The following is an 18,632-nucleotide window of genomic DNA, read 5'->3' on the forward strand; positions in this document are numbered from 1 at the left end:
AGTTTTCAAGGTTCATTATTGTGCCGCTTGTTTTGGCGACTTTTATATCTTAACAAATTCTCGTTGTCATGTCAACAAAAAGTTTTGCTTTTTTTATTTACCGCGTTGCACTTAAATTAGCAACTTGATTAATATACCACCATCTACAGGTAGACGCAAGTCTTTTCTTGAAATAAAAAAGAGAAAGCTAGAATTGCTTCTAGCTTTCTCTAAATACCTTAGTCACGGTGACGCAATTGCGGGAATAGCAGTACATCACGAATCGACGGTGAGTTGGTTAACAACATAATTACACGATCAATTCCGATACCTAGTCCCCCTGTTGGCGGCATACCATATTCAAGCGCTTCGATAAAGTCCTCATCCATTTCATGTGCTTCATCATTACCCGCTTCTTTTTCAACGAGTTGCGCTTCGAATCGTTCGCGTTGGTCAATCGGATCGTTTAATTCAGTGAAGGCATTTGCATGTTCACGACGAACGATGAACAACTCGAAGCGATCTGTAAAGCGACCGTCATCGGGATTTTTCTTAGCCAATGGTGAAATCTCCACCGGGTGACCATAAATGAATGTAGGTTGAACTAATGACTCTTCGACTTTTTGTTCAAAGAATTCATTAAGAACATGTCCCGCTTCCATAGAAGGTTTAATATCTACACCATGCTCATTTGCTAAAGCGTGAGCTTGTTCTTTCGTCATCTCTACCCAGAAATCAGCGCCAGTTGCTTCTTTGACTGCATCAACCATGTGTAGACGTTTCCAGCCAGGAGTTAAATCGATCTCATCTTCTCCGTACATCACTTTCGTCGTTCCAAGTACATCTTGTGCGATGTGTGCGATTACGTTCTCGGTTAACTCCATGATGTCATTATAATCTGCATATGCTTCATATAACTCAAGCATTGTAAATTCAGGGTTATGTCTAGTCGAGATTCCTTCGTTTCGGAACACCCGTCCTATTTCATATACTTTTTCAAGCCCCCCAACGATTAATCGTTTCAAATGTAGTTCGATTGCAATACGCATATATAATGTCATGTCTAATGCATTGTGGTGTGTGATAAATGGACGAGCGGCTGCTCCACCTGCGATTGCATGCATCAATGGTGTTTCCACTTCTAAGAAACCTTGTCCATCTAAATAGCGACGCATCGATTGAATAATACGGCTACGAGTAATAAATGTATTTTTGCTTTCTTGACTTGATATCAAGTCAAGGTAGCGTTGACGGTAACGTTGTTCAACATCTTTTAAGCCATGGAATTTTTCTGGCATCGGACGTAGTGATTTTGTTAAGAATGTAAATTCAATCGCTTTAACCGAAAGCTCTCCTACTTGTGTACGGAAAACATTTCCTCGAATGCCGACGATATCACCTAAATCAGCGGTAGTAAACAAATGGTAAGCGTCATCGCCAATTGCATCTTTACGAACATAAATTTGGACTTGACCTCCGAAGTCTTGAAGATGTGCAAAACCAGCTTTACCTTTTCCACGCTTCGTCATAATTCTTCCAGCAATCGTTACTTCGTGAGGTGCTTCATCCAACTGTTCTTTTGAAAATTGCTCAAACTCTGAATGAATTCCATCTGATAAATGCGAACGTTCAAAACGCCCACCAAATGGATCGAGTCCACTTTCGCTTATTGATGTCATCTTTTGGCGTCTCACCAAAAGTTGATCGTTTAATTCATCTAAATGAGACATATTTATTTCACTCCTTTTTCTTGTGATAGCTCCGTATAACCATTTAACGAACAACAAAGAAGAACTCGTTTATTTTTGATAATGAAAATCAAAAACACATTTTTTTCATCAAAGCTATCCATTCATATTGAACCTATTGTACACAATTTCACAATCGTCTTCACGTCTTATCGCATATTTCGAATTAATACACACGAATTTCTATAATTCTGAAAAGTTTCTTCTATATATAAAAGAGCTATCACAAGAGTGACAGCTCTTTCCACATGTATTACATAACACTTGTTTCAAGTTGACCATCTAAAGCCATTTGCTCGTCTGCAAAGTCGTTTATGAATGCGCGTAATTCTATTACGGATTCAGTTTGATTAATCAAGTTACGTGCTATTCCGTTTCCACGGATGCCTTTTAAATACCACGAAGCATGTTTGCGCATTTCTCTAACAGCAATGTGTTCACCCTTAAGTGCAACTAAACGTTCGAAGTGAAGTAAACACACATCCATCTTCTCACGAACAGTTGGTTGTGGTTTTAATTCACCAGACTCCAGGTATTGGACCGTACGATAAATCATCCACGGGTCACCTAACGCCGCTCGACCAATCATTACACCATCAACGCCTGTTTCCTCTAGCATACGCTTGGCATCTTGAGGAGTCTCGATATCCCCATTACCGATTACCGGAATGTTGACGTTTTCTTTCACTTGACGAATGATATCCCAATCAGCTTTACCTTCATACATTTGGACACGTGTGCGGCCATGAACAGCAACCGCTGATCCACCGGCACGTTCAACTGCTTGCGCATTTTGAACTGCGTATAAATGATCCAAGTCCCAACCTGTACGCATTTTCACCGTTACTGGTTTTTTTACGTTGTCGACTACAGCCGCAACCATTTCATAAATCTTTTCAGGGTCGAGTAATAACTTCGCTCCCGCTTCACATTTAATGATTTTCGAAACTGGGCACCCCATATTGATATCAATAATATCCGCTTCTGTATTTTGGTCCACGTATTTTGCAGCTTCAACTAATGTGGCTTTATCGCCACCAAAGATTTGTAATGATAACGGATTTTCACGCTCGTCAATATATAGCATGTTCATTGTTCTTTCGTTTTTGTGAACAATTCCTTTATCACTAATCATCTCAGCGTATACTAGACCTGAACCAAACTCTTTGACAGTCAAACGGAATGCCGAGTTGCAAATACCAGCCATTGGCGCTAAAACAACACGGTTATCCATCACATGTTTACCAATTTGAAATGGCTTATCGCTCATCTTTGTCATTGTGGCCCCTCCTATTCTTATTAATTCGTTCCACCCATTAACTCTTCCACTTCTATATTAAGCACGGATGCTATTGTTTCTAGTTGTTCTATTGTTGGTTCTCGAGTTCCGCGCTCAATTTGCCCTAAAACCGATGTCGACATACCAATTTGTTTGGCTAAATCGATTTGCTTGATCGCTTTTAGTTTTCTGAACGCCCGAATGCGTCGACCCCATCGAATGTTTTCCATATGTGCACGCCTTCTTTCTGACCTTCAGCATACTCGCAAAAAGGCACGCCTGTTAATGGATGAACACCATCAGGTACTAATTCAATTAACGGAAAGAGTACAAATCCTCGCTCATGCATTCGCGGATGAGGGACAGTAAGTTTCTCTAACTCTATATTTTCGTCATTAAAGAGTAAAATGTCAAGGTCTATACACCTTGGACCCCAGCGGAATTCACGAATCCGTCCTAAAGTCTGCTCAGTTTCTAAGCAAATAAAAAGGATTTCTTCTGCGCACAATTCACTTTTTATTTCAACGACCATATTTAAAAAGGTAGCTTGTTCAGTGTATCCAACAGGGTCAGTCTCATAAATTGATGACAGGCGTGATACTTCTAAACCCTTCTGTTGTCGCAAGATTTGTATGGCATCCTGCAACATCTCATAACGATTCCCTAGATTTGAACCTAATGAAAGATATGCCGTGTTCACACAAACTCACCTCTTGTAATTTCAACAGCAATTGAACGATAATGGCCCGGAATTGGAGGGTCTGGTTTAATTACCATCACTTTACAGCCCTTAACACGACCTTTGAACTTCGTTAAAATTTCCGTTGCGATACGTTCCGCAACAGTTTCAACTAATTTCGCAGGATTCGTTTCAACAATCTTTTGGCAAATGAAGAACGCCTCTGCATAGTTAACGGTTTTTTCTAAATCATCCGTTTGACCAGCTTCTTGCAAATCAACAGCTAGCGAAAGCGTAACGCGGAATCGTTGGCCAAGTTTTGTTTCTTCAGCAAACACTCCATGATTTCCCCAGAATTCCATTTCGTTCACATGAATATAATCCATTTAATTCACCCCTCTTATCATTCTATATATAGTTGTTTACCAACCAACACATCCATCATTCGAACAGTACGAACAATTTCTTTTACATCATGTACTCGCATCATGTGACATCCATGCATGATACCAAAGGAAACCGTTGCTGCTGTTCCTTCTAAACGTTCCTCAACCGGCAAATTTAAGACTTTGCCAATCGTAGACTTGCGAGATGTTCCTAGTAATACCGGGTAACCCATGTCCACAACATCTTGTAAATGTTGCATCATTAAAATATTTTGTTGTGTCGTTTTAGCAAATCCAATACCTGGATCTAGCCAAATATGATGGTTTGGAACTCCTGCGTCTTTAGCAATTTGGACACTTTCTTCTAAATCCTTGATAACGTCAGGCAAGAAATCAGCGTAATCCTTGTTATCACGATTATGCATCAATAAAATTGGAACACCGAGTCTTGCCGCCACTTCAGCTATAGCAGGTTCCCGCTTGGCTCCCCAAACATCATTAATGATATGAGCACCAGCTTGAATGGCAGCTTCCGCCACTTTCGCTTTATATGTATCAATTGATATAGCAACGTCGAGTTCTCTAGATAGAGCCTGTATAACCGGAATGACACGCGACAGTTCTTCTTCAAGACCTACAGCAGCGTGCCCTGGCCGAGTTGATTCTCCCCCGACATCAATTATTTTCGCGCCATCAGCAACCATTTGCTTTGCATGAATGACTGCCGCTTCTACAGCGTCATAGCGGCCGCCATCGGAGAATGAGTCAGGCGTCACATTTAATATCCCCATAACAATGGTTTCATTATGAAAATCAAAAACCGTTCCATTCACCTCGAACGGTTTTGTGTAGTGTGTTAAATTCATCTTTATCGCTCCTTGCTTGTCTGTTCCACTTGGTTCACATAAAGTTCGTGTAACTTTGTGTAAAGCATTCCATTTCTTCCGGCGAACCGACTCGATCCAAGTTGAAGAATGGGTACCAACTCTTGTACGGCATTCGTCACAAATACTTCTTCGGCAGCTTCTAGCTTGTCGGGAGTAAATAATCCCTCTACTACACGTATGCCAAGTTTATCGGCATTTTTCAACACCCAGTCACGGGTAATTCCAGCTAATATTCCCGTTTCTAGTGAAGGTGTATACAATACGTCTTCTTGAACCCAAAATATATTTGAAGTAATGCCTTCCGCAACATGTCCATCTCTTGTCAAAAAGAATCCTTCTTGAACAGCGAGTGACGGTAGCTCTAATCGAGCGCGTACGTTATTTGCATAATGATGTGATTTATGGCGCTCTTCACTTTCAGGTGTATTGCGTCGAGTGTTCAACCATTTGGCCGTTTTTTCTTTCCCACGTATCAACGGAGGCAACTCTTTTCGAAACAAGATGATGGTAGGATTCTCGTAAACGGCGGGTGCTAAACCTATATCATGCACACCTGCTGAAACGTTTAAACGAAAGTACCCGTCTGTTCCAACACATCGTACATTTAATTCATCTATAATCTCTACGAGCATTTCTACATCTAATTTGACTTCAATTCGAAATTCATCGAGAGCCTTTTGTAAGCGTTCTACGTGCTCTTCAATTAAAAAAAGCTGTCCTTCATACGTACGGAACGTTTCAAAGAAACCTAAACCATATAAAAAGCCATGGTCAAAAGGTGAGATACGCAGCTCATCTGCTTTCACAAACTCCCCGTTCATCCAAGCCCACATTACGCTTCCTGCTTCTTCGCCGGCTGGCAATACGTCTGAATAAAATTACGGAGTAACTGTTTGCCTTCTTCAGTCATGATTGATTCAGGATGATACTGAACGCCTTCAATGGCAAACTCACGATGACGAAGACCCATAATCTCACCTTCTGCCGTCCACGATGTTACTTCTAAACAATCGGGAAACGATTCTTTTTCAACAATTAACGAATGATAACGAGTTGCTTGAAATGGATTTGGCATTCCAGTATTTACACCTTTTCCATCGTGATGAACAGGCGATGTTTTGCCATGCATTAAGCGCTCCGCACGAATGACGTTCCCACCGAATGCTTGTCCAATCGATTGATGACCCAGACACACACCGAAAATCGGAATCTTTCCAGCAAAGTGAGTAATAACATTTAGGCTGATGCCTGCATCATTCGGCGTACAAGGTCCTGGAGAAACAACAATCATTTCAGGTTTTAACGATTCAATACCATCAATCGTCAATTCATCATTACGCTTAACAACTAAGTCTTTTCCAAGTTCCCCAAAATACTGAACTAAATTATAGGTAAATGAATCATAGTTATCGATCATTAAAATCATTTGTTCCCCACTCCCTCCGCCATTGATTTTGCTTGCCACAGTGCTTTTGCTTTATTTAAAGATTCGATGTACTCATTTTCCGGACCGGAGTCAATAACAATACCCGCTCCTGCTTGAATATGTGCGATCCCGTCTTTTACAAAAGCTGTACGAATGACGATATTGAATTCCAAATCACCTGTGTAACCGAGCCAACCGATAGAACCTGTATATAAACCACGTCTGACCGGTTCAAGTTCTTCAATAATTTCCATTGTCCGGATTTTCGGTGCTCCTGTAATCGTTCCCCCAGGAAATACTGCGCGAATGACTTCAGTGTTCGACGTATTTGCAGCTAGTGTTCCTCTAACGTTCGACACAATATGCATCACATGCGAATATTTTTCAATAACCATGAATTCATTCACTTCAACTGAGCCATACGCAGAGACCCGCCCTAAATCATTGCGCTCTAAATCAACCAACATAACATGTTCAGCACGTTCTTTTTCATTATCAATTAAGTCTTTTGCAAGTAGCGCATCTTGTGCCTCATCTTTTCCACGAGGACGTGTACCAGCTAGTGGCCTTGTCGACAGTTCATCGCCTTTTTTCTTCACTAATAATTCTGGTGACCCTGATACAACTGCAAATTCTGGTGATTGGATAAATGCCATGTACGGCGAAGGATTAAACGATCGCAATGCTTCATAATACGTCACCGGTGAAACCGATAACTCTTTGGATTGCCGTACCGATAAGTTCACTTGAAACACATCACCTTGAGTAATATACGTTTGAACACGTCGCACAGCTTCTTCAAAATCAGGTCCAGTCATCGAGACATATGCTTTTGCATGGTCTTCACGTATTTCTGTTGCACCACCTGATGAAAATAGTCGAGACACTAAACCTTTCTTAGCTGCTTGTTGCCATTTTTCACTCTGTGCCTGTAAATCAACTTCAACTGTCGAAATATGCATGAAGTGCACTACTTCTTTCTCTATATCTAAAACCGCCCATTGATCGAGCAAATAAAAGAACAAGTCAGGAATGTGCAAATCATCTTCTGTATCATTTGGCAATACTTCGATTTGGCGAGCGTAGTCGTAAGTAATGAAGCCGGCAGCTCCCCCTTGAAAATCTGGCAAATCGGCAATATGCGCAAATTGAAACTCCGCTACTAATTCTTCGACTAATTGTAATGCTTCTCCGTGGCGTTCTTCCACTTTCCCATCACGCCATTTAATACATAATCCCTTTACAGTTGATTCTATCACGGCTAACGGGTTCCAAGCTGCTACACTAAATTGTCCTCCGCGGCCACTTTCCATCAATATATGGTGTGCTTCATTTTGTGTTAATTCTTTATAAGCATAATAAAATTCATCTTTATTAAATGCAGTCGTTGATGTATGTAATTGAACATTACGCATGTTCGGTCTCCCCCTGAAAAACAGTATTGCTTTTATCTTATCGCGAATGACTAGTTAAACGCCACAAAAAAAGAGAACGTCTCCGCTCTCTTTCTCGATTCATTATTATTTTTCGTCAAACTGGTATAAGGGTGTGCTTAAATAACGTTCTCCATTTGAAGGGAGAATGGCTAAAACTTTTTTACCTTTACCTAGTCTGCGCGCTACTTCTAAGGCAGCATATACAGCTGCACCAGAAGAAACACCACCTAAAATACCTTCTTCACGTGCTGTTTTGCGCGCTGCTTCATATGCATCTTCGTTTGAAACTTGAATGATGCTATCGTAAACTTCGGTATTCAAGACTTCAGGCACAAAACCTGCACCAATTCCTTGAATTTTATGAGGCCCCGGCTGACCACCTGATAAAATGGCCGAATCTTTTGGCTCAACTGCCACTATTTCAATACCCGGGAAGTTGTTTTTCAATACTTCGCCCGCGCCTGTTATTGTTCCACCTGTGCCAATTCCTGATATGAAAGCATCTAACTGATCCATCGCTTCTACAATTTCCGGACCCGTTGTTAAACGGTGTACTTCTGGATTTGCTAAGTTGTTGAATTGCTGTGGCATAAACCAACCGTTTTCTTCAGCGAGTTCAGTTGCTTTGGCAATCGCACCCTTCATCCCGTCTGGACCTGGCGTCAACACTAAGTCCGCACCGTATGCACGTAATAAATTGCGTCTCTCCATACTCATTGTTTCAGGCATAACAAGTACCGATTTATAACCTTTAGCTGCAGCAATCATTGCAAGACCAATACCTGTGTTACCGCTAGTTGGTTCAATAATCGTATCACCTAGTTTTAACTTACCTTCTCGTTCACCCGCTTCAATCATTGAAAGAGCAATACGATCTTTTACACTACTGCTTGGATTGAAGAATTCTAACTTTAAATAAACCTCTGCATCATCAGGTCCGGTTAAGCGGTTCAATTTCACAATCGGCGTGTGTCCTACTAAATCTGCTATCGAATTCCCTACGCGTGCCATTTAATCACTCCTAATTCCTAGTAGTTTAATTGGTTATTATTTTCTTAATCTTACCAATTTTTCTGACTTTTCGCAAACAAAAAGCAGCTCCCTGAGTAAATCAGAAAACTGCTTAGTACTTGGTTATTATACGTAACTTTATGAAAATATATGTCTAGTTCCTAACGACAGCTCGCTCGGGCCACAGGACATGGGTCTTGAAGGAGTCACGAAATTTATTAGCACTTCATTTTGCGACGAGTAACCGCAGGAGTACCAAGATGTAGGGACTTTAGCCTTCAGACCTTACATTATTATTCCGAATAGAACCATTGGGTGTCAAATTCTTTCCAAAACGCTTCAGGGGAAACGGATTGTGGGAGTTGCTCCAATGCTAATTCACGTTTAATATGATCCTTCATATCTTCATATGAGAAAGCCTTCCCTTGTGCAATGTCTTGTAGATAAACGACAGCGTATCGTTCGTCAGTTAGTAAAACTGGACTACTCCATTGTTCTATCTCTAATTTACTAACCGCTGTTACAACTGAAGAATCTACGTTCTCTTGACCTTCAGAAATAAATCCAATATTTCCACCAAGACTGGCTGAAGCTATATCTACTGAACGTTCACGAGCTAACACATCAAATGAAGATCCATTTTCAAGTTCCTCAACGACCTCTTGTGCTTCTGATTCAGACGGCAAGACTATTAAACTCGCTTGATATGTCGTCGGGATGTTATAAAGAGACTTATTTTCATCGTAAAATGTTTGGATTTCTACATCTTCAATGACTACGTCTTTCGTTAGCACTTTTTCTAAAATTAATTGTGCACGTATCTTTGGACGGAGCATATCTTTTTTCAACGAATGATTTTGTGTAACTGTACTATCTTGAGCAGAACGAATTAAGGCAAGTTCCAAATCTATTTCTTTATCTGTTACCTTTATTTTATATTTTCCCGCTGCTGATTCCATTACTTTTTCATTCACGAGTTCGAGAAGTGTATCTTTTCCATACTGTTCTTCCATCGCAACCATCCAGTCTTCACGAGTAATTCCCTGTCCCTCAACAGAAGCTACTTCTTCACTACTGCCAGACGCTTCATTTGGAATTAGCCAAGCAATGAACCACAAAGAATTCCCCAGTAACAAAAGAAAAAGAATTATTAGCACTGGCTTTGTTTTCAATCTCTTCTGATTGGGTTGATCTTCTACCAGATGACGCCAATTTTTATTATTTGATTTCATCGATAAACGATTCCAATTCTTGTTGAGAATATTGATATGTTTCCATACAGAAGTGACATTGAGCTTCAGCTTTACCGTCATCTTCAATCATTTCTTGAATTTCAGTTTCACCTAACGCTAAAATTGCTGTTCCAAATCGCTCTTTTGAACAATTACAATCAAAAGATACGGGCATTTCATCTAGGAATTTGACGTTTTCAGCACCTAAAATCTCTTGTAATAATTCTTCAGGCGTTAACCCCCTTGCCATTAACTTAGAAACAGGCTCCGTCGAACTTAGTTTTTCTTCAATAATTGAAATCGTTTCATCTTCAATTCCTGGCATTAACTGAATAATAAATCCACCTGATGCCAAAATTGTATTATCCGGATTTACTAAAACCCCTAATCCAACAGAAGTAGGCACTTGCTCAGAAACCGCAAAATAATACGTAAAGTCTTCACCTAATTCACCAGAAACTATCGGTACTGAGCCTGTAAAGAAATCACGAAGTCCAAGATCTTTTACAATTGTCAACATACCTTCTGTTCCAACTGCTCGAGACACATCGAGTTTCCCATGTTCATTTAAATCAAAGTGAGTTTGCGGTTTTGAAACATATCCACGTACTTCACCTTTTGAATTACTATCGACAATAATGGCACCAATAGGTCCATTTCCTTCTACTTTAACCGTGATTTTATCTTCACCTTTTAGCATAGCACCCATCATGACACCAGCTGTCATCGAGCGACCGAGTGCTGCCGATGCAGTTGGCCAAGTTGCATGGCGTTTCTGTGCTTCTCCTACTGTATCCGTTGTGCGAACAGCATACGCACGCACTTTACCTTCAAATGCTAGAGCTCTTACTAAATAATCCACCATTTTTTCTCCTCTTTTCTTATTGGTTACGTTCGTATATTATGTGCAGTCCTTTTAAAGTTAAATATGGATCAACCGTATCAATTACTGTTGTTTGTGCCGCAATTAAACTAGCCATCCCACCCGTTGCAATGACAGTAGGTTGTTCTTTACTTTGCGCTTTCATACGTGACACTATTCCTTCTACTTGACCAACATACCCATAAACAATACCAGCTTGCATAGCTGAAATCGTATTCTTGCCAACAACACTTTCTGGTTGGGTTAATTCAATTCGAGGCAATTTTGATGCTCGCTCAAATAGAGCTTCTGTGGAAATGCCGATACCGGGTGCAATTGCGCCTCCCATATATTCGCCTTTTTCATTGATATAACAATAGGTTGTAGCCGTCCCAAAATCCACAACTATTAGTGGGGGGCCGTATTCTTCTATCGCCGCGACCGCGTTGACAATTCGATCTGCTCCGACTTCACGAGGGTTTTCGTATTTAATATTTAATCCAGTTTTCACACCTGGCCCCACTACAAGCGGTTTAATGCCAAAGTATTTTTGACACATTCTCTCTAATGAAAACATAATAGGCGGGACAACGGATGAGATGATGATGCTATGAATGTGACTAAAGTCGATACCTGAATGGTTAAATAACGCTTTAACTTGCATGCCATATTCGTCTTCCGTTTTATTACGGTCAGTTTCCATGCGCCAATGGTGTATTAGTTCGTTTTCATGATAAACACCCAGCACAATATTTGTATTTCCAGTATCTAAAACGAGTATCATTTGTTTGTACCTCACAAATTCTATTAATATATTGCTCCACTGCTGTGATACTTTTCTTGTCTAGTTGCTAGCGCCAGCACTTTTCTGTTAGTCATCATACCATATTACCACTTGCAAAAAAAAGCTGATTGACTTCCACAACGGAGGTCAATCAGCTTTAAATGTCTTATACGTTATTTACGATCTTCCTTAATTTCACCAGAAGGTTCAACAGTCGTTTCTTCCTTCACTAAATCGGCAGTTGATGGGTCGTTTGCTGCGCCCGTAACATCTGGTGTCACTGCGTCAACATTTGTCGTTTCCACATCTACTTTTTTGTCAGAAGCTTCATCTTCATCTACAGAAGCAACAAGACGTACTGGTAAAGTACCATGATCTTTCAAGTGCATAATTTGACCAGCGTCCAGTGTTTCCACTTCAAGAAGCGTATTCGCAATTAACTCTAGTAAATCCAGTTTTTCCGTCAAAATCTCTTTTGTACGAACGTACTGCTCTTTAATCATACGTTGCATTTCTTGATCAATTTCGTAAGCAATAGCATCTGAATAATTCTGCTCAGAGTTAAAGTCACGACCTAAGAAGACGTTACCGCCTTGCGCTGAACCAAACTGCATAGGTCCAAGTTTATCACTCATACCGTATTCCGTAACCATGCTTCTAGCAATGCTAGTCGCACGTTGGAAATCATTGTGAGCGCCCGTTGACACTTCACCGAAGACAACATCTTCAGCTACACGTCCTCCAAGTAAACCAGAAATTTTATCAAGTAATTCTGGTTTAGTCATGAAGTAACGATCTTCTTTTGGTAACATAACGGCATAACCGCCTGCTTGGCCACGAGGAACAATAGTTACTTTATGAACAACCTCTGCGTCATCTAGCGTTAAACCTATTACTACGTGCCCAGCTTCATGATAGGCAACAATTCTGCGCTCTTTTACTGATATAACTTTACCGGTTTTCGCAGGACCTGCAATTACGCGGTCGGTTGCTTCATCGATATCAGTCATATCAATTTTCTTCTTATTACGACGGGCAGCAACTAAAGCTGCTTCGTTTAGAAGATTCTCTAAATCCGCTCCAGAAAATCCTGGTGTACGTTGTGAGACAGCTTTTAAATCTACATGCTCATCCAAAGGTTTATTGCGGGCATGTACTTTAAGGACTGCTTCACGACCCTTAACATCTGGGCGACCAACCGTAATTTGACGGTCAAAACGTCCTGGACGAAGAAGTGCTGGATCTAGAATATCTGGTCGGTTTGTTGCAGCGACGATAATAATTCCTTCATTCGCTCCGAAACCATCCATTTCAACAAGCAATTGATTCAAGGTTTGTTCACGCTCATCGTGTCCACCACCAAGACCAGCTCCACGTTGACGACCAACTGCATCAATTTCATCAATAAAGATGATACATGGTGCATTTTTCTTTGCGTTTTCAAATAGGTCACGTACACGAGATGCACCCACCCCTACAAACATTTCCACAAAGTCAGAACCACTAATTGAGAAGAAAGGAACGCCTGATTCGCCCGCAACAGCACGAGCAAGCAATGTTTTACCAGTACCTGGAGGACCAACTAAAAGAATCCCTTTAGGAATACGAGCACCAATTGCATCGAATTTGCGAGGGTCTTTTAAGAATTCAACCACTTCTACAAGTTCTTGTTTCTCTTCGTCAGCACCTGCTACATCATCAAAGCTAACTTTTTTCTTTTCAGTATCAAATAATTTCGCTTTACTCTTGCCGAAACTCATTACTTTATTTCCGCCACCCTGAGATTGGTTCAATAAGAAGAAGAACAGGATGAAGATGATAATGAACGGTATTATGCCTGTAAAGAATTGCACCCATCCACTTGTTTGAGGTGCTTGTAAATAGTCAATTTTTACATTGGCTTCAGCAATAGTATTGATTTTGTTATAAAGTTCTTGGTCATCAATCGGAATATTGGTGACGAATTCTTCATCTTCTTTATAACCCTTCATTTTCCCACGCACTACGTAAACACTTGAATCTGGTTGCATGGAGAACTCTGTAACTTCGTCACCTTGTAATGAAGTCATAAACTCGTCATAACGGATTTCTTTGGTTGGGTTTTTTTCACTGTTAAACGTGCCAAAGATCCCGATAATCACAAGGAAAATTAATAAATAAAATATGGTGTACCGAAATATTCGATTCATCCCAAACCTCCTCAAAATATACAGAAAAACTAAAGATAATCTTATCATAAGCAGAAAAAAGGGTACAACGATAAGCCTTGTCTTTTATACCCAAGTGCTTGATTTTATGTGACATTTTTGTTCACTGTTTTAAAACGAGTACACTTCTTTCTTTAAAACGCCTACATAAGGCAAATTGCGATATTTCTCCATGTAATCTAATCCGTAACCCACGACAAATGAATCTGGCACTTCAAAACCGATGTAGTCAACGTGTAAATCTACTTTGCGACCACTAGGTTTATCGAGTAAAGTAACAATTTTAATTGATTTTGCTTTACGATATTTAAAAAGTTCAACTAAATAACTAAGTGTCAAACCACTATCGATAATATCCTCTAAAATCAATACGTCGCGACCTTCGACGCTTGTGTTTAAATCCTTCACAATTTTAACTTCACCAGATGAAATTGTCGCATTTCCGTAACTTGAAACGTCCATGAAATCAACTTCCATGTAAATATCCATGCGTTTCATAAGATCGGACATAAATGGCATTGCGCCTTTTAGTACACCAACCGCCAATGGAAACTTGTCTTTGTAATCAACAGTTAAGACTTCTCCTAATTCCCGGATTTTTATTTGTAATTGCTCTTCAGAAATCAATACTTCTTGAATATCTTTACCTAACATATAGATTCCTCCTCGGGCTTAGTGGTTTCTTTTTCAATCATAAATTTATGCGTCCAACCATCATGTGGATGTTTGGTAAAACGTGAACCTAGTCTAACTCCTGGCAAACCAATAATTTCGCCTAGTTGTGTCTCGATCACTGGAACCTCTTCACGTATGTGCCGCGGTACTTTTTCATCAATCATTAGGCGGGACAAACGTTTGGACTCTGTCATTCCTTTTAACAATAATCGATCTCCAGATTGTCTACCCCTCATGCGGATAGGTAGCTCGCTTTGTTCAAGTGTTACATACCATCCCTCATCAAAACAAAACGCATCATCTCGACTACACACTTTTATCCGTAAATTAAAGCCGGCAGCTACCCATTCCCCAGTGACAAGAATAATTGGGGTGAGGAGTGGCGATGAGTTTGCTTCATCAAAAGAAAAAAGCATCGTCGAGTAGTGACGGAACACTTTTCTCCCTTTTGGAAGATGAATCTCACTTGAACCGTCACGTTCGAGACACTGGCTATGAATTTGATTAATAAGATCATGACTTAACCATAAACTTTCATTTGGATATAGATACTTTAATATTAGTAGAACGACCCTTTTTTGTAAAGCAATCTCGATGCGTTGGAATAGTTGTATGTCAATAGATAGTGAATGAAGGGATGTTGATAGGATAATTTTCTCATATTCATTCATAGTAAGTTTCTGCAATAATTGCTCATCTTGCTGTTGTTGATGTGTCCATTGACTTATAGCAGCTGCAACATTCGGGTTTTCTTCTTGGACAAGAGGTACGATATGATGGCGAAATCGATTCCGCGTGTATGTATCTTTTTTATTACTTGAATCTTCACGATATGTAATGTGTTGTTGTTTCAAATAATGTTCGATTTGTTTTCTCGTGACAGATAAAAATGGACGAATTAACTTAGCGTTTCCAAAGGAACGTTTTGATAACATGCCATTCGTTCGAGTTCCTCTTGTTAAACCCATTAATACCGATTCTACTTGATCATCCGCATGATGAGCTACAGCGAGCTTATTGTATTTGCTTTTTTTCATCACTTCTTCAAAAAAGTGATAACGTTCACGGCGGCATATATCCTGTAAGTTTCCATTTTCACGGATTAGGATGTCATTTATAGGTAGCTTTTTTCTGTGAAAACTGATGTTCAGATTATGGCATAGATCTTCAACAAAACGTTCATCTTCGTCTGATTCTTCACCTCTAAGACCATGATTCGCATGAATACAGCCAATTTCAATACCAAGAAAATCTTTTTGTTGGTTTAAAAAGGTGAGGAGCGCCATTGAATCTGCGCCCCCTGAACATGCAACAAGAAGTCGATCCCTACCACTTATTAATTGGTGTTTTTGACTATACATCATAACCTGTTTACGAAAATCCAACTTCTTGTCACCTCCTTGACTCTAGATATTCTATTTTACCATTCTTTCACGCGAATTATTTCGATATGATGGAGAAAATAGTGACCATTCCGGGACAGCATGCTTAACTTTGACCACAATTAATGTTCGATCATCTTCCGCAGCAGGATATTTTCGATTAAATTCTGACACCAATATTTCAGCAAGTGATTCAGTTGGTAAGGACTCATACTTTCTCATTAAACGTATGAGTTCATCTTCTTGTTCTTCTAAGGACTCATCTGGTGAGAATATTCCGTCTGATAGCATCACTAAAATATCCCCATCTTTTACAATACGTTCTTCTGCATCTACCGACAGCGTTGGCAAGAAACCTATAGGCACGCTTTGACTATCAATTTTCACACTGTCTTTCCCTCTGAGTAAGTATGTTGACATGCTTCCAGCTTTAAACGACCACAACTTCCCTTGTTGTAAATCAAGTAACGCTAAATCCAACGTTGCATATAGATCCGAATGATGCTTCAGAGACATGACGTAATGTAGCGTATGCATCGCAGTTTCTGGGTTCATTTGGTGTTGTAAGCATTCACGCAACAAGCGAATAACTTTTCTACTCTCATGGTAGGCTTCCATATTCTGACCCATCCCATCAGACAATACGAACGCTACTAGCCCGTTATGCAAAGGAATGACACTATGTGCATCCCCAGAATATAACGTATCCTGGGAGGCCCTTGTAAACACTCCATAATCATACTTAAATCTCACAGCAGATTGGAACGTGATTTGAACGTGTGCAAAAGGATCTTGAATTTCAGAAGTACGACTAATCTCGAACGGTTCATCATATAATTCATGAAGAATAGGACTAATAAGGCGCTCACCTATCATTTGGTTCGTTTCCCACTCCGCTTGTTTTAAAGGCAAACAACAAACAATTTTCCGTGCTCCTGGTTCTTCTGAAAGCATATCAATTTGAAAATGCGCGATTTTCGCGTTATCTAAACATCTTGAAATTATCTCTTCTTCAGATTCATGATTTGCTTCATTTAGCTTAATATCAGCCATGAGATCACTCACATGTTGACTCATGTCACGTAGTTGGAACGCTAGCATTTTTTTACCATGAGCGTAATGTCCAGCTAGTTTATTGTTTGCGAACTGTTCTTCAAGTGCATCAATAAGCCCGCTAGAACGTACACATTTTTCTTGAATCCGGTCATTTAAACGATAGCGAACACCTGATTTGGTATGAGCTCTTAACTCTTTCCATTCTTCTACGACTGGATACATACCTTGATCCTCCACCCCCCAACATTTGTCTTGTCTAAAGCAAGTCCCACATACTGAATAATCTGTCATTCGACTGCTTGACGCTACTTCTTTTTGCGTTGGAAAGCGATCATTAACAAGCTGTGTAATAAATTCAACGAACTGTTGAAAATCATATAATTGTGTATTTACTTTATCAGTTAACCATTGTTGCCTTTTAAAAAGTACGGATGTAGGTTTTGGGAACAATTGATTCTGAGCATAGTTTAACCAAGAAGTTGGTAATATAAAAAAGATTAACATCGCACAAGTAAGTGAATAAAAATAAACTTTATCCAGCGGTAATGTTGTGTCATATACAGTGAAAAATAACGCTGAGCCAAGAGATCCGATAGCCATCCAAATACGACCTTTATTTTGAAACAACCCTGCACATAATCCTGACAACGCATAAACCGCAATCATTCCGCTAAACGATAGTTGAGATAAACTAAGAATTGTCCCCATAATTGTGGCAACTGCAGTTCCAACAAAAACCCCACCAACGCTTACTGCTCCAAATACAACAAGGTGAACGAGCACTAGAGGAATCGAAATGACCCCAAATACCAAACTACCCATACCCGTTAACATTAAAGCACTCACCATCACAGCTGCACCAATTCGTTCAAACGTCCATTTGGCTATCGTTAATACGTGCATTGGCACAAATAATTGAAATAAAAAGACTGTCATAATCGCAGATAGAACGCTCTCATACAATACAAGTAAAGATACAGACAGTGGAATGGCTCCGCCATAAGATACAGCTTGCCATCCCATTTGGACAAGCAAGACTACAATAGCCACTTGCAATGGGATGAATTTTTTTTGCTTTAGTAGGTGACTTACTACTTGATAGCCACCTACTAGTAAAACATGAATGACTGTCTGTCCAATTCCAAGCGTTAAACTCCCACTAAGACCACCAATCCAAACGAACGGCAAATAACGTGGATACCTCCTTGCCACAATTGCCCATATAGGTAAGAAGAATGGAACAGCTGCTTCAAATAACACGACTCTTGATAAGAAGAAGGCAAAAAATATAATAAGTAAGGATAACGTGATTTTTAATTTCTTTTTCTTTATCCAAATCATCCAACGGCTCCAAATAGGCATTTTCTTCACACTATCAGTTGTCATAGATTTCATGAAATCAATCCCTTCCCTTACGATGATTTTTATTATAGGAGAAGATTCGTGTAAAGTTTGTCAATTCATGACAACTTGATCAAAAAACATTTCGACTGAATATCAGAGGAAACGTGATAAATTTTCAAAAGACAGCTTGACACTCTTTGTTTACGCTAGTATTATTGTAAATGTTCTTTAAAAACGGCGGCCTAGCTCAGCTGGCTAG

The 18,632-nt window shown here is 39.8% G+C and carries 17 protein-coding genes; all 17 read right to left on the reverse strand.

The features are described 5' to 3' along the window. Positions 1-218: 218 nt before the first annotated feature. The 17 genes from lysS to C406_RS0118290 all read right to left on the reverse strand — a co-directional run bounded on the left by lysS (position 219) and on the right by C406_RS0118290 (position 18,424). A complete protein-coding gene (gene lysS, locus C406_RS0118210; RefSeq protein ID WP_017382091.1) occupies positions 219-1,709 on the reverse strand; it encodes a lysine--tRNA ligase in 1,491 nt (496 codons plus the stop codon). A 271-nt stretch (positions 1,710-1,980) separates the two neighbouring features. Next, positions 1,981-3,006 (reverse strand): tRNA dihydrouridine synthase DusB, encoded by a 1,026-nt coding sequence (gene dusB, locus C406_RS0118215; protein ID WP_017382092.1) that lies wholly within the window; start codon positions 3,004-3,006, stop codon positions 1,981-1,983. A gap of 20 nt (positions 3,007-3,026) precedes the next feature. Continuing rightward, a complete protein-coding gene (locus C406_RS0118220) occupies positions 3,027-3,236 on the reverse strand; it encodes a helix-turn-helix domain-containing protein (protein ID WP_017382093.1) in 210 nt (69 codons plus the stop codon). After that, on the reverse strand, positions 3,188-3,706 hold the full coding sequence (gene folK / locus C406_RS0118225) for a 2-amino-4-hydroxy-6-hydroxymethyldihydropteridine diphosphokinase (RefSeq protein WP_017382094.1): 519 nt from the start codon (positions 3,704-3,706) through the stop codon (positions 3,188-3,190). Before folK ends, C406_RS0118220 begins: the two co-directional genes overlap by 49 nt. Then, entirely contained in the window at positions 3,703-4,071 is a 369-nt protein-coding gene (gene folB, locus C406_RS0118230) for a dihydroneopterin aldolase (protein WP_017382095.1), read from the reverse strand. Before folB ends, folK begins: the two co-directional genes overlap by 4 nt. 17 nt (positions 4,072-4,088) lie before the next feature. Continuing rightward, positions 4,089-4,937, reverse strand: a complete 849-nt coding sequence (folP, locus tag C406_RS0118235) for a dihydropteroate synthase (protein ID WP_017382096.1) — start codon at positions 4,935-4,937, stop codon at positions 4,089-4,091. 2 nt (positions 4,938-4,939) lie between these two features. Then, positions 4,940-5,791 (reverse strand): aminodeoxychorismate lyase, encoded by an 852-nt coding sequence (pabC, locus tag C406_RS0118240; protein WP_017382097.1) that lies wholly within the window; start codon positions 5,789-5,791, stop codon positions 4,940-4,942. Next, positions 5,791-6,384 carry an aminodeoxychorismate/anthranilate synthase component II gene (gene pabA, locus C406_RS0118245; protein ID WP_017382098.1) on the reverse strand — a complete coding sequence of 198 codons (594 nt, stop codon included), beginning with the start codon at positions 6,382-6,384 and terminating at the stop codon, positions 5,791-5,793. Before pabA ends, pabC begins: the two co-directional genes overlap by 1 nt. Then, on the reverse strand, positions 6,381-7,799 hold the full coding sequence (locus C406_RS0118250) for an anthranilate synthase component I family protein (protein ID WP_017382099.1): 1,419 nt from the start codon (positions 7,797-7,799) through the stop codon (positions 6,381-6,383). Before C406_RS0118250 ends, pabA begins: the two co-directional genes overlap by 4 nt. Positions 7,800-7,904: 105 nt before the next feature. Beyond that, the gene (gene cysK / locus C406_RS0118255) at positions 7,905-8,831 is read right to left on the reverse strand and encodes a cysteine synthase A (RefSeq protein ID WP_017382100.1); all 927 of its coding nucleotides are present in this window, start codon (positions 8,829-8,831) and stop codon (positions 7,905-7,907) included. A gap of 293 nt (positions 8,832-9,124) precedes the next feature. Further along, positions 9,125-10,063, reverse strand: coding sequence for a peptidyl-prolyl cis-trans isomerase (locus C406_RS0118260; RefSeq protein WP_017382101.1), 939 nt, complete (start codon positions 10,061-10,063; stop codon positions 9,125-9,127). Beyond that, complete coding sequence (gene hslO, locus C406_RS0118265) at positions 10,050-10,928, reverse strand: Hsp33 family molecular chaperone HslO (RefSeq protein ID WP_017382102.1); 879 nt, start codon at positions 10,926-10,928, stop codon at positions 10,050-10,052. The genes C406_RS0118260 and hslO overlap by 14 nt, the downstream gene beginning before the upstream one ends. 16 nt (positions 10,929-10,944) lie before the next feature. Then, positions 10,945-11,709 (reverse strand): type III pantothenate kinase, encoded by a 765-nt coding sequence (locus C406_RS0118270; RefSeq protein WP_017382103.1) that lies wholly within the window; start codon positions 11,707-11,709, stop codon positions 10,945-10,947. Positions 11,710-11,882: 173 nt separating this feature from the next. Next, positions 11,883-13,898 carry an ATP-dependent zinc metalloprotease FtsH gene (gene ftsH / locus C406_RS0118275; RefSeq protein ID WP_017382104.1) on the reverse strand — a complete coding sequence of 672 codons (2,016 nt, stop codon included), beginning with the start codon at positions 13,896-13,898 and terminating at the stop codon, positions 11,883-11,885. Between the two features lie 129 nt (positions 13,899-14,027). After that, positions 14,028-14,570 (reverse strand): hypoxanthine phosphoribosyltransferase, encoded by a 543-nt coding sequence (gene hpt, locus C406_RS0118280; RefSeq protein WP_017382105.1) that lies wholly within the window; start codon positions 14,568-14,570, stop codon positions 14,028-14,030. After that, complete coding sequence (tilS, locus tag C406_RS0118285; RefSeq protein ID WP_017382106.1) at positions 14,564-15,976, reverse strand: tRNA lysidine(34) synthetase TilS; 1,413 nt, start codon at positions 15,974-15,976, stop codon at positions 14,564-14,566. The genes hpt and tilS overlap by 7 nt, the downstream gene beginning before the upstream one ends. 30 nt (positions 15,977-16,006) lie before the next feature. Beyond that, entirely contained in the window at positions 16,007-18,424 is a 2,418-nt protein-coding gene (locus tag C406_RS0118290) for a SpoIIE family protein phosphatase (protein ID WP_017382107.1), read from the reverse strand. Between the last annotated feature and the right edge of the window lie 208 nt (positions 18,425-18,632).

It is taken from the genome of Paenisporosarcina sp. TG-14, assembly GCF_000297555.1.
Lineage (GTDB): Bacteria > Bacillota > Bacilli > Bacillales_A > Planococcaceae > Paenisporosarcina > Paenisporosarcina antarctica.